10 protein-coding genes are annotated in these 12366 nt (G+C 66.3%); 7 read left to right on the top strand and 3 right to left on the bottom strand.

All coding sequences use genetic code 11. The annotated features are described in order from the left end of the window. Nucleotides 1–47 precede the first annotated feature (47 nt). Both NNX35_RS00645 and NNX35_RS00640 read right to left on the bottom strand, forming a co-directional pair. Nucleotides 48–647, bottom strand: coding sequence for a GDSL-type esterase/lipase family protein (locus NNX35_RS00645; RefSeq protein WP_227918308.1), 600 nt, complete (start codon nucleotides 645–647; stop codon nucleotides 48–50). Between the two features lie 63 nt (nucleotides 648–710). After that, entirely contained in the window at nucleotides 711–4520 is a 3810-nt protein-coding gene (locus tag NNX35_RS00640; RefSeq protein ID WP_255764670.1) for a multifunctional oxoglutarate decarboxylase/oxoglutarate dehydrogenase thiamine pyrophosphate-binding subunit/dihydrolipoyllysine-residue succinyltransferase subunit, read from the bottom strand. Nucleotides 4521–4991: 471 nt separating this feature from the next. Here NNX35_RS00640 and NNX35_RS00635 point away from each other — a divergent pair, with 471 nt between their 5' ends. The 5 genes from NNX35_RS00635 to NNX35_RS00615 all read left to right on the top strand — a co-directional run bounded on the left by NNX35_RS00635 (nucleotide 4992) and on the right by NNX35_RS00615 (nucleotide 10229). Next, on the top strand, nucleotides 4992–6380 hold the full coding sequence (locus NNX35_RS00635) for a hemolysin family protein (protein ID WP_255866729.1): 1389 nt from the start codon (nucleotides 4992–4994) through the stop codon (nucleotides 6378–6380). Beyond that, nucleotides 6377–7444: a hemolysin family protein gene (locus tag NNX35_RS00630; protein WP_255764668.1), complete on the top strand. Its 1068-nt coding sequence runs from the start codon at nucleotides 6377–6379 to the stop codon at nucleotides 7442–7444. Before NNX35_RS00635 ends, NNX35_RS00630 begins: the two co-directional genes overlap by 4 nt. A 106-nt stretch (nucleotides 7445–7550) precedes the next feature. After that, nucleotides 7551–8528 (top strand): metal ABC transporter solute-binding protein, Zn/Mn family, encoded by a 978-nt coding sequence (locus NNX35_RS00625; RefSeq protein WP_255866727.1) that lies wholly within the window; start codon nucleotides 7551–7553, stop codon nucleotides 8526–8528. Next, nucleotides 8525–9355: a metal ABC transporter ATP-binding protein gene (locus NNX35_RS00620; RefSeq protein ID WP_370646906.1), complete on the top strand. Its 831-nt coding sequence runs from the start codon at nucleotides 8525–8527 to the stop codon at nucleotides 9353–9355. Before NNX35_RS00625 ends, NNX35_RS00620 begins: the two co-directional genes overlap by 4 nt. Next, nucleotides 9342–10229 (top strand): metal ABC transporter permease, encoded by an 888-nt coding sequence (locus tag NNX35_RS00615; RefSeq protein WP_255764666.1) that lies wholly within the window; start codon nucleotides 9342–9344, stop codon nucleotides 10227–10229. Before NNX35_RS00620 ends, NNX35_RS00615 begins: the two co-directional genes overlap by 14 nt. Here the strand turns inward: NNX35_RS00615 and NNX35_RS00610 are convergent. Continuing rightward, nucleotides 10226–10657: a Fur family transcriptional regulator gene (locus NNX35_RS00610; protein WP_255764665.1), complete on the bottom strand. Its 432-nt coding sequence runs from the start codon at nucleotides 10655–10657 to the stop codon at nucleotides 10226–10228. The two genes, NNX35_RS00615 and NNX35_RS00610, sit on opposite strands and share 4 nt — an antisense overlap. 131 nt (nucleotides 10658–10788) lie before the next feature. Between NNX35_RS00610 and NNX35_RS00605 the strand changes: the two genes are divergently transcribed. Continuing rightward, a complete protein-coding gene (locus NNX35_RS00605; RefSeq protein WP_255866726.1) occupies nucleotides 10789–11448 on the top strand; it encodes an MBL fold metallo-hydrolase in 660 nt (219 codons plus the stop codon). Continuing rightward, nucleotides 11448–12314: a sulfurtransferase gene (locus tag NNX35_RS00600; RefSeq protein WP_255866725.1), complete on the top strand. Its 867-nt coding sequence runs from the start codon at nucleotides 11448–11450 to the stop codon at nucleotides 12312–12314. Before NNX35_RS00605 ends, NNX35_RS00600 begins: the two co-directional genes overlap by 1 nt. Nucleotides 12315–12366: the final 52 nt, after the last annotated feature.

Raw genomic sequence — 12366 nt, 5'->3', positions numbered from 1 at the left:
TCCGGCTATTGCCGGAAGGGTTTTTTGACGTCTTTATGACGGAGGTTTCAGTTCATGTCGGGGAGGTCGAGCCACTGGTACCAGCCTCGGTGAAGCACCAGCCACGCCATGAGGCCGTAGCCGGCCTGGCCCGGCGTTCCGCCGTTGGCGGCCAGGTCCGTGCGCCACTGCTCATGGTTCAGCAGCGGGTTGAGGGTGTCCACGTACACGTGCTTCCGCCGTGTGGTCACGTCGCCGAACGCTGCGGAGAGATCCGCGAGCTTCCGGTTCCGTTCCGGGTCGAGGCCCGGAGGAGGGCCCACCACGAACACCTTGATGCTCATCTGTGCGGCGCCGTCGAGGATGTTCGCCAGGTTCAGGCGGCTTCGCGCCGTCGTCAGCTGAAGGTCCAGGTCCCGGTCCGACAATCCGATCACGAGGCGGTTCTCGCACCCGTCCTCGAACCGCCTGCCGGCTTCCGCGAGCCATCTGTTGGCCAGCGCCTCGGTGCCCTCGTTGGGTGCAGCCAGGCTGTATGCCTGGAGGTTGACGTTCTCGGGCGATGTTCGGGCCAGGACACGTCCCAGCCAGCCGAGTGCGCGCGGATCCCCGTGTCCGGCCAGCAGCTCATCACCTACAGCAGCAAGCCGAATTCTGCGTTGTTCCACTAGTCACCTTCTCGAATCAAAAAAACAGGGTGGGACGCCGAAGCGCCCCACCCTAAATCTAGCCTACTGACGTTCGAAGGCCTTTTTCACCAGGATGTCCTGCTCCACTGCGTGGCGCTTGGCAGAGCCCGTAGCGGTGGAGGCCGACGCCGGGCGTGAGACCAGGCGCAGGCGGCTGTCCAGGTGCTGGGGCAGGTTGAGGCCGATGAAGGGCCACGGACCCTGGTTCGCCGGTTCGTCCTGCGCCCAGACGATGTCCGCGTTGGGGTACTTGCCCACAGCGGCCCGGATCTCGTCGACGGGGAGCGGGTAGAGCTGCTCCACGCGGACGATCGCCGTCTTGTCATCGCCGGTCTTCTGGCGGTTTGCCAGCAGATCGTAGTACAGGCGGCCGGACACCAGCAGCACGCGGTCAACGGCGTTGGCATCCAGTTCGGCGTGCTCGGCGATGACCGGCTGGAACTCGCCGTGCGTGAACTCCTCCACCGACGTTGCGGCCGCCTTCAGGCGCAGCAGCTGCTTGGGGGTGAAGACAACCAGCGGCTTGCGCGGCCGGCTGTACGCCTGCCGGCGCAGCAGGTGGAAGTGCGAGGCACCCGTGGTGGGGTTGGCAACAATCATGTTGTCCTCGGCACACATCTGCAGGAAACGCTCGATCCGTGCGGACGAGTGGTCCGGTCCCTGTCCCTCGTAGCCGTGCGGAAGCATCAGCACCAGCGAGGACCGCTGGCCCCACTTCTGCTCAGCCGACGAGATGAACTCGTCAATGATGGTCTGGGCGCCGTTGACGAAGTCACCGAACTGGGCTTCCCAGAGCACGAGGGCATCCGGACGCTCCACCGAGTAGCCGTACTCGAAGCCCATGGCGGCGAATTCGGAAAGCAGGGAGTCGTAGATCCACAGCTTGGCCTGGTTCGGGTCAAGCTCAGCCAGCGGCATCCACTCTGCACCCGTGGCGCGGTCGTGGAAGACGGCGTGGCGCTGCGTGAAGGTTCCGCGGCGTGAATCCTGCCCGGCGAGGCGTACGGGGACGCCTTCCATCAGCAGCGAACCGAAGGCCGCGATTTCGGCGAAGCCCCAGTCGATGTTGCCCTCACGGGACATCTGGTCACGCTTTTCCAGCAGGGACTTCAGCTTCGGGTGGACCGTGAAGCCCTCGGGGACGGCCACGTGGGCCTTGCCGATGTGCGCCAGGACCTCGGCGGAGACCGCAGTGCTTGCCGGCTTGATGATCGTGGTGCCTTCCTGCTGGGCAGCAGGACGTTCCAGATCGGAAACCGCTTCGGAATCCTTGGTGATCACCGGGATGGGCGAGGTCTGGGCAGCGTGCGTTTCCGCGAAGACGCGCTCGAGGCGGCCCTGGTAGTCACGCAGCGCCTGCTCGGCCTCGTCCTGGCTGATATCGCCTCGTCCGATCAGGGACTCGGTGTACAGCTTGCGCACGGAGCGCTTGGCCTCGATCAGGCTGTACATCATCGGCTGGGTCATCGAAGGGTCATCGCCTTCGTTGTGGCCGCGGCGGCGGTAGCAGACCATGTCGATGACGACGTCCTTGTGGAAGCGCTGACGGTACTCGTAGGCCAGCTGGCCAACCCGTACAACTGCTTCGGGATCATCTCCGTTGACATGGAAGATCGGTGCCTGGACCATCTTCGCGACGTCGGTGGAATAGACCGAGGAGCGCGAGGACGTGGGCGACGTCGTGAAGCCCACCTGGTTGTTGACCACCACGTGGATGGTGCCGCCGGTGCGGTAGCCGCGCAGCTGGGAGAGGTTGAGCGTTTCCGCCACCACGCCCTGGCCCGCGAAGGCGGCATCGCCGTGCACGAGGATCGGCAGCACGGGGAACTCGTCACCCTTGTCCAGCCGGTCCTGCTTGGCGCGGACAATGCCCTCCAGCACGGAATCGCCGGCTTCGAGGTGGGACGGGTTGGCCGCGAGGTAAACCTTGGTCTGCTTCCCGTTGTCCGAAGTGAAGGTGCCCTCGGTGCCGAGGTGGTACTTCACGTCGCCGGAACCCTGCACGCTGCGCGGGTCCTGGGTGCCTTCGAATTCGCGGAAGACCTGTGCGTAGGTCTTGCCTGCGATGTTGGTCAGGACGTTGAGGCGGCCGCGGTGGGCCATGCCGATGCCGACTTCCTCGAGGCCGTCGTCGGCGGCACCTGAAATCACGGCGTCCAGCAGCGGAATCAGGGATTCGCCGCCCTCAAGGGAGAAGCGCTTCTGTCCAACGAACTTCGTCTGGAGGAACGTTTCGAAAGCCTCGGCAGCGTTGAGCTTGCTGAGGATGCGCAGCTGCTCTTCGCGGGTCGGCTTCGTGTACTTGGTCTCCAGGCGGTCCTGGAACCAGAGGCGCTCCTCGGGATCCTGGATGTGCATGTATTCGATACCTGCCGTGCGGCAGTACGCGTCCCGCAGCACACCGAGGATCTTGCGGAGCTTGAGCATCGGCTTGCCGCCGAAGCCGCCCGTGGGCCACTCCCGGTCCAGGTCCCAGAGGGTCAGGCCGTGGTTCAGGATGTCCAGGTCGGCATGCCGGCGCTGGACGTATTCCAGCGGGTTCGTGTCCGCCATGAGGTGGCCGCGGACCCGGTAGGCGTGGATCAGCTGCTGGATGCGGGCAACCTTGTTGATCTGCTCGTCCGGGTTGACCTGGATGTCCGGGCTCCAGCGGACCGGCTCGTACGGGATCCGCAGGGATTCGAAGATCTCGTCGTAGAAGTTCTGCTCACCCAGCAGCAGCTGGTGGATGATGCGCAGGAACTCGCCGCTGCCGGCACCCTGGATGACGCGGTGGTCATAGGTGGAGGTCAGGGTGATGATCTTGCTGATGGCGTTGCGGGCCAGGATCTTCTCGTTGGCACCCTGGAATTCAGCCGGGTACTCAAGGGCGCCGGCGCCGATGATGGCGGCCTGTCCCTTGGAGAGGCGGGGCACTGAGTGCACGGTGCCGATGCCGCCCGGGTTGGTCAGGGAGATGGTGGTGCCGCGGTAGTCGTCCGCGCCGAGCTTGCCGTTGCGGGCACGCTTGACCAGCTCTTCATAGGCGTGCCAGAACTCCGAGAAGTTCAGCGTTTCTGCCTTCTTGATGTTCGGCACCACCAGCAGGCGGGTTCCGTCCGGCTTGGGCATGTCGATGGCCAGGCCGAAGTTGACGTGTGCGGGCTGGACGGCAACGGGCTTGCCGTCCACTTCGTCGTAGTGCACGTTCATCGACGGGAACTGGGCGGCAGCGCGGATGATGGCGTAGCCCAGCAGGTGGGTGAAGGAGATCTTGCCGCCGCGGGCACGTTCCAGGTGGCTGTTGATGACAATGCGGTTGTCAATCAGCAGCTTGGCCGGAATGGCCCGCACGGTGGTTGCCGTGGGGACGCTCAGGCTGAGGTCCATGTTCGTGGCGATGGCCTTGGCCGGACCGCGCAGCACGGTGACCTTGTCCTCTTCCGCAGCGGCATCGCTGGGCTGGGTCTTGGGCAGCTGCGCAGGAATCGGCGCCGCCTTGGGCTCGGCCTTCGGCTCGCTCTTCGCAGCGGGTTCGGCCTTCGCCTGTTCCTTGGCTACCGGCGGCTTGCCCGACTGCTGCGTTGCAGCGGGCGATTCGCCTGATGCCTTCGGTGCGTTGGGTGCCGTACTTTCGGCTTTCACTACCGGAAGCTGGCGGGTGGCGGGCCGGGAACCGTCCGGGGATCCGGCGCCGTTTCCGTTGGATCCGTTGCCGGACTGGGAGTCTTCAGCCTTGAAGGATTCGAAGATGCTCCACCACTTTTTGTCAACGGAGTCCTTGTTCGACAAATACTGCTCGTACAGTTCATCGACAAGCCACTCGTTGCCGCCGAATTCCTCCGGCAGGCGGTGGTTGGATTGGTCTGGCACTAGATATACGCCTCTTCCATGAGTTGCCGTTTGCCCTGATGGCACCATGTTCTGACGCTTCCGCCTCAAGTACTGGTGCGGCCCGGTGCGCAGTGACCGAGACTTCATGCCAGTCTAGTGACATAGTCGAACATGTGGCCAATCCCGCACCAGTTGATGAAGGCGCCTGCTGTCGCAGACCGGCGGGAACCGCCCAGGGAAGCCGCTGTGGCGGGCCCGGAACAAACCTGTAAACTGGGGATTCTATGGACAGTTTCTCTAGGCGCCGGCCTGCGTCACGGACTGCGGTTGCCGCAGTCGGTGCGCCACGAGCCGGCAACGCCCGCACACCCACGGCCCAGCATTCACCTGCCTCGTCATCGGAGCCTTCCAGTCCGGCCGCAGCCGACCACCCTCCGTCTGAACGTTTCCGTGCAGCGAATCATCCCTTTCTTTTAAGCCGGTCTGCCCCGACGGCGGGGGAGTGCTGACATGGAGTGGCTATACCTCCTCTTCGGCCTCCTGCTCATTCTCGGCACCGGATTCTTCGTCGCCGTGGAATTCGCCCTCGTGGCACTGGACCAGCCTGCCGTCCGCCGCGCAGTGGACGAGGGCGACAAAGCGGCTGAACCGCTGCTGCGCTGCCTGACCACCCTCTCCACCCAGCTCTCCAGCTGCCAGCTGGGCATCACCATGACCACCCTGCTTACCGGGTTTGTTATGGAACCCTCCGTTGGGCGCCTGCTGGAGGGTCCGCTGGCCTCCTTCGGCCTGCCGCCCGTGGCCGTGGACTCGGTGTCCGTCACCGTTGCGATGATCCTGGCGACCTTCCTTTCGATGCTGCTGGGCGAACTGATCCCCAAGAACATGTCCATCGCCATGCCGTTCCGTGTCGGTAAGGCACTGGCACGGCCGCAGCTGGCTTTCACCGTGGTCTTCAAGCCCGCGGTGCTCCTGCTGAACGGTTTCGCCAACAAGATCCTCCATCTCTTTGGCCTCGAGGCCAAGGAAGAGGTCAGCGGAGCGCGGACGCCGGCCGAGCTGTCCTCCATGGCGCGGCGCTCCGCGGAGATGGGCACCCTGGACAAGGGCACCGCCGACTTCCTCTCCCGGACCTTCTCCTTTGCGGGACGAACCGCTGCCGATGTCATGACTCCGCGCATCCGGCTCGAAACGATCGACGCCGAGCAGCCCGTGGCCGATGTCATCGAGGCGGCGCGGCGCACCGGGTACTCCCGCTTCCCGGTCCTCGGGGATTCACCGGACGACATCCGCGGCGTTGTCCACGTCAAGAAGGCCGTGGCCGTGCCGCGCAGCAGGCGGGCCACCCTGCCGGCGGCCGCGATCATGAGCGAGATCCTCCGGGTGCCGGAAACGGTCCACCTGGACTCACTGCTTTCCGAACTCCGCAACGCCAACCTGCAGCTCGCCGTCGTCCTCGACGAATACGGCGGAACCGCCGGCGTCGCCACCCTGGAGGACCTGGTGGAAGAGATCGTCGGCGAAGTATCCGACGAGCACGACAAGGCCAAGCCCGGCGTGCTGCAAAGCGCGTCCGGTGCCTGGTACTTCCCGGGCATCATGCGGCCAGACGAAGTCACCGCCCTGGTTCCGCTGCTGCGGATGCCGGACGAAGCCGGATACGAAACCGTGGGCGGCTACATCATGGCCGAACTCGGCCGCATCGCCGAGGCAGGGGACCGCGTAGAGGTGCCCGGCGGCGTGCTCGAGGTGGAACGGATGGACGGTCGGCGCATTGACCGCGTCAGCTTCATCCCCGCCGCCGAGGGGGCCGAATCCGGCCAAGCCGAACACATTGAAGACGAAGACAACACCGGCCGAGGCGCGGAGCGCCCGGCACGCAGGGAAGGCATCCGATGAGCGGCGACCTGGCGGGAATCTTCTGGCTGGTGGTCCTGCTCCTGGGCAACGCCTTCTTCGTCGGCAGCGAATTCGCGGTGATGTCCGCGCGGCGCAGCCAGATCGAGCCGCATGCCGAAGCCGGATCGAAGCGGGCCAAGACCACCTTGTGGGCCATGGAGCACGTGTCCCTGATGCTCGCGTGTGCGCAGCTGGGTATCACCGTCTGCTCCCTGCTGATCCTCTCGGTGGCCGAACCTGCTATCCACCACCTGCTTTCGGTGCCGCTGAAGGCCGTGGGCCTGCCGATCGAAATAGCTGACGGTGCCGGGTTCCTGGTGGCGCTGCTGCTCGTGACCTTCCTGCACGTCACCATCGGCGAGATGGTTCCGAAGAACATCTCGGTGTCCGTTGCCGACCGCGCAGTGCTGCTGCTCGCCCCGCCGCTGGTCTTCATTTCCCGCCTGGTGCGCCCGATCATCGGCACGCTCAACTGGATGGCCAACCACGCGCTGCGCCTCATGGGGATCACCCCGAGGGACGAAGTCGCCTCGGCCTTCACCCTGGAGGAGATGCAGTCCATCGTGGAGGAATCCACGAAACACGGGACCGTCGCCGACGATTCCGGCCTGATTTCGGGTGCACTCGAGTTCTCCGGACAGACCGCGGGGACGGTGATGGTGCCGCTGGACGAACTCGTGAGCCTGGGCACGGACTCCACCCCGGCGGAATTCGAGCGTGCCGTGGGCCGGACCGGTTTCTCCCGCTTCGTCCTCGTGGACGACGCCGGGAACCTCACCGGGTACATGCACCTGAAGGACGTGATGTCCATCCCGCTGGAGGCCTATGAACGGCCGATCACGGAGAACAAGGTCCGTACCCTGGCCAACCTGCGCCTGGACGATGAAATCGAGGACGCCCTGGCCGTGATGCAGCGGACCGGCTCCCATCTGGCCCGAGTGCTGGGCCCGGATGGAACCACGCGCGGCGTCCTGTTCCTGGAAGACATCATTGAACAGCTGGTCGGCGAGATCAGGGACGCGACCCAGGCACAGGGCATCCGCCGGACCGGAGAAAGCCTCTAGCGCCTAGATGCGAATGATTCGCGTTTAGGTTATGCTGAAAAAGCTTCGGCGGTGCCGGGGCCCGTTTTCGCCGCCATGAACCGCCTACCCAGGGATACCAAACCTTATGCGCCGCTTTCCCGTCCGCCTGGCCGGAACCGTCCTTGCAGCAGCCGCACTCGCCCTGACCGGCTGCAGCGGCGGCAGCGGGGACGACGGTGGTGAAGCCGAGGGCAGTGACGGCGTCGTTCGCGTGGTGGCGTCCACCGATGTCTACGGCAGCATCCTCGCCGGGATCGGCGGGGACAACGTCGAAGTGACCTCCCTGATTGACCGGCCCAGCCAGGATCCGCACTCCTACGAGGCCTCGGCGCGGGACCGGCTCGCCGTATCCAAGGCGGACCTGGTGGTGCTCAACGGCGGCGGGTACGACACCTTCCTGGAGAAGCTCGCGGCAGACGAAGGCATCCCCGCCGAGAACATCCTCAACGCCGTGGAGATCTCCGGCCTCGAGGACTCCGACTCAGCGGAAGCCGAAGAGAGCCACGACGCGGGTGAAGACCACCACGGCCATAACCACGGCTCCTTCAACGAACACGTCTGGTACAGCCCCGAGGCCATGGGGCGGCTTGCCGACGCCGCCGCCGAACGCCTCGGCGAACTGGATGCCGATGCCGCCGGCACGTTCCGCAGCAACGCGGCGGACTTCACTGCGGGCATTGCGGACATCGACGCTTCCCTTGCCGCGCTTCGGGAAACGGCGGGCGGACGCGACGTCGCCCTGACCGAACCGGTGCCGGACTACCTCGTGGAAGCCGCGGGGCTGCACAACGCCACCCCGTCGGACTTCACGGAGGCCGTCGAGGAAGGCTCGGATGTTCCGCCGCATGTACTGAAGGAAATGCAGGACCTGGTGACGGGCGGCTCCATTGCCTTCCTGGGCTACAACGAACAGACCTCTACCTCGCAGACGGAGGCGGTGCGCAAGGCCGCGCTGGACGCCGGTGTGCCCGTGATCGAGTTCTCCGAAACCCTTCCCGAGGGCCAGGACTACCTGCAGTGGATGGCCGATAACACCGCCGACATGGAAAGCGTGCTGCAGTGAATGCTTCCGGTCAGCCTGCCCCGGTGGTGCGCCTGCGGGACGCAGGGCTGTCCTACGGTGACCGCACGCTGTGGAAGAACCTTGACCTGGACATCAATGCCGGTGAATTCCTCGCCGTCCTCGGCCCCAACGGGTCAGGCAAAACGAGTTTCCTGAAGGTCCTGCTGGGACTGCAGCCGCTCACCGGGGGCACTGTCACCGTCAACGGCCGCAACGTGCAGCGGGGCAGCAAGGACATCGGCTACATCCCGCAGCAGAAGTCCTTCAGCCCCGGCACCCCGCTGCGTGGCCGGGACCTGGTGGGGCTCGGCGTCGACGGCGACCGCTGGGGCCTGCGGCTCCGCGGAAAGCCGGTGCGCCGCCGCGTGGACCGGCTGCTCGAGCAGGTGGGGTCCACGTCCTACGCGGATGAACCCGTGGGACGGCTCTCCGGCGGCGAGCTGCAGCGCCTGCGCGCGGCCCAGGCGCTGGCCACCAACCCGGATCTGCTGCTCTGCGACGAGCCGCTGCTCTCCCTGGACCTGCACCACCAGCAGGCCATCAGCTCCCTGATCGAACGGCGCTGCCATGACGACGGCGCCGCCGTCGTCTTCGTGACCCACGAAATCAATCCCGTCATCGAGTACGTGGACCGCGTGCTGTACCTGGCCGGCGGACAGTTCCGCACCGGCACCCCCGCCGAAGTCCTGCGCAGCGACGTGCTTTCGGAAATGTACGGCAGCCGCGTCGAAGTCCTGCGCAGCCACGGCCGGATTGTGGTCCTGGGCATCCCGGACGCCACCACCCACCACCACGGAGAAAGCGAGGGCGACCTTGGACCTGCGTAGTTTCTTCGATGCGGTTTTTGATTTCAGCGATTACGGCGAGCTGCTTCCGCTGGTGAGCAATTCCATCTGGGCCGCCGCGATCCTCGGCCTGGTCGGCGGGCTGATCGGCACCTTCGTCCTGATGCGTGACCTGGCCTTCGCCGTGCACGGCATTGCCGAGCTCTCTTTCGCCGGGGCGTCCTTTGCCCTGCTGATCGGCGTGAACGTGGTGGTCGGTTCGCTGGTCGGATCAGTGGCGGCGGCCGTCCTGCTGGCCGTCATGGGCCTGCGGGCCCGGGACCGGAACTCGATCATCGGCGTCATCATGCCCTTCGGGCTGGGCCTGGGCATCCTGTTCCTTGGCCTCTACGAGGGCCGTTCCGCCAATAAGTTCGGGCTGCTGACCGGCCAGATCGTCTCGGTGGATACCGTGCAGCTGAACCTGCTGGCAGGGGTTGCCGCCGTCGTGGTGGCTGCCCTGCTCTTCATCTGGCGCCCCCTGACCTTCGCCAGTGCGGACCCGGACCTCGCAGAGGCCCGCGGCGTGCCCGTGCGGGTGCTGTCGATAGTCTTTATGTTCCTGCTGGGCCTGGCCGTGGCGCTGTCCATCCAGGTGGTGGGGGCCCTGCTGGTGCTCTCCCTGCTGATTACTCCGGCGGCGGCAGCCCTGCTCGTGACGTCCTCGCCGCGCCTGGTGGTGTTCCTGAGCGTGCTCTTCGCGCTGGCTTCCTCGGTCGGCGGCATCCTGCTGGCGCTGGGCGGACGGATTCCGATCAGCCCGTACGTCACCACGGTGTCCTTCGCGATCTACCTGGCCTGCCGGATCATCCGGCGCATGCGCGGCGGGCACCGGCGCCGGGAGCTCAGCGCAAACACGGCTACAGCCGCAGCCTAGCCCTTACGCGCGCTGCACTCCGGGCACAGGCCGAAGACCTCGACGGTGTGCGCCACTTCGGTGAAGCCGTACTTGGCGCCCAGGCCCGCGGCCCAGCTCTCCACCGCAGGCGCTTCCACCTCCACGGCCTTGCCGCAGTTCCGGCAGACCAGGTGATGGTGGTGGTGTTCGACGGCGCACCGCCGGTACAGCGCCTCGCCGTCGCCGCCCCGCAGCACGTCCACGAGGTTCTCGTCCGCCATGGACTGCAGGACCCGGTAGGTAGTAGCCAGGGAAACCCGTTCGCCGCGCTCCTGCAGCAGCCGGAAGAGGTCCTGGGTGCTGACGAAGTCGTCGAGTTCGTCTAGGGTACGGCCCACGGCCAGCCGCTGGCGGGTTACACGCTGCTCCGGTGCGCGTTTGGATGTCCGGGATGTCTCGGGTGACACGGAGGTTCCTCCAGCGGGTGGGACGGCAGGCGGGCGGCACCGTGGCCGCAGGGATGTAGACCCCTAAGATTATCAGCAGTACCGCAGCGCCCGTCCTGCGCGGCCGATCACCTCCGGAGTAGGGTGGCGCTATGAAAATGACGAAGTTCACGCATTCCTGTGTCCGGTTCGAGCAGGGCGGGCACGTCCTGGTGCTGGATCCCGGCACCTTTTCCGAAGTTGAAACGGCGCTGAAGGAGGCTGATGCCATCCTGGTGACGCACGAGCACGCGGACCACTTGGACCGCCCGCGGGTGCTTGCCGCAATGCAGGAGCAGCCGTCGCTGGAGCTCCATGCCCCGGCGGGTCTTGCTGCACTCCTTCGCAGCGAAGCCCCGGAGGAGGCGGGCGGCCGCATCAACGATGTTGAGCCCAACACCAGCTTCACCGTTGCCGGTTTCGGCATCCAGTCCTTCGGCGGCCAGCATGCCCTGATCCATCCGTTGATTCCCGTCGTGGCCAACATCGGCTACCTGGTGGAAGGCCGGGTCTACCACCCGGGGGATTCGTTCGTGGTTCCCAACGGCCTGCGGCCGCGGACCGTGCTGGTGCCGATGCATGCACCCTGGTCCAAGGCGGGGGAGGTCATCGACTTCGTCATCGCCACCGGTGCGGAGCGGGCCTATCCCATCCATGACGCGCTTTTGAACGAGCGGGGGCTGGGGATGGTCGAGGGGCATGTGACCCGGTTCGGCAAGGTTTACGGCACCGAGTTCCGGCATCTGGACGCCGGGGAAACCGTGGACCTGTAATGGATGTCCTGATCTCCCCGCAGCAGCTGCACGAACGCCTCGGCACGGCGCGCCGGCCTGTGCTGCTGGATGTGCGCTGGGTCCTGGGCGCTGCCGACGGCGAGGAAAAGTACCTGCACGAACATCTGCCCGGTGCGGTGTACGTGGACATGGACACCGAGCTTTCGGCTCCTGCCGTTCCCGGGGAGGGGCGGCATCCCCTGCCGGATCCCGCTGCCTTCGCCGCGGCCGCCCGCAGCTGGGGCCTGAATGACGGGGACACAGTGGTGGTGTACGACGACGCCGGGGGCACGGCCGCCGCACGCGCCTGGTGGCTGCTGCGGCACGCCGGCTGTAAGGACGTGTTCCTGCTCGACGGCGGCCTCGCGGCCTGGCGCAGGGCAGGACTGCCGCTGGAAAGCGGTCCGGTGGAGCCGTTGCCCGGGACGGCGCACCTGTCCTGGGGGCACATGCCCGTGGCATCCCTCCGGGACGTCAGCCGGGTGGCGGCCGAGGGGATACTCATCGACGCCCGTGCGCCGGAACGATACCGCGGAGAAACCGAACCGGTGGATCCACGGGCCGGGCATATCCCGGGCGCGGTCAACCGGCCCTCCACCGACAACCTCACCCCGGACGGCAGCTTCCGGTCACCGGGGGAACTGGGCCGCGCCTTCGAGGACCTCGGCGTGCGGCCGGACCGGCCCGTTGCGGCGTACTGCGGTTCGGGGATCTTCGCTTCCCACGAGGTGGCCGCACTGGCCCAGGCAGGCTTCACCGCGGCGCTTTACCCGGGCTCCTGGTCGCAGTGGTCCAACACGCCCGGCACCCCGGCGGCCGTTGGCTCGGATCCAGGCGAGGCCGAAAACCCGCCGCAAAAGGGGTAGCGTCGAATCATGTTTACCGGCCGACCCGTTCCTCCGCCGCTGCGGGCACCCC

It is taken from the genome of Arthrobacter sp. zg-Y844 (assembly GCF_024385465.1).
Lineage (GTDB): Bacteria > Actinomycetota > Actinomycetes > Actinomycetales > Micrococcaceae > Arthrobacter_B.
This window is presented reverse-complemented; position numbering and strand designations above follow the sequence as displayed.

What these genes read in the sequence shown, in the direction of transcription:
- NNX35_RS00635 (WP_255866729.1), top strand. Translation starts at nt 4,992, where the DNA reads ATGGAGTGGCTATACCTCCTCTTCGGCCTCCTGCTCATTCTCGGCACC.
- NNX35_RS00630 (WP_255764668.1), top strand. Translation starts at nt 6,377, where the DNA reads ATGAGCGGCGACCTGGCGGGAATCTTCTGGCTGGTGGTCCTGCTCCTG.
- NNX35_RS00605 (WP_255866726.1), top strand. Translation starts at nt 10,789, where the DNA reads ATGAAAATGACGAAGTTCACGCATTCCTGTGTCCGGTTCGAGCAGGGC.
- NNX35_RS00600 (WP_255866725.1), top strand. Translation starts at nt 11,448, where the DNA reads ATGGATGTCCTGATCTCCCCGCAGCAGCTGCACGAACGCCTCGGCACG.
- NNX35_RS00625 (WP_255866727.1), top strand. Translation starts at nt 7,551, where the DNA reads ATGCGCCGCTTTCCCGTCCGCCTGGCCGGAACCGTCCTTGCAGCAGCC.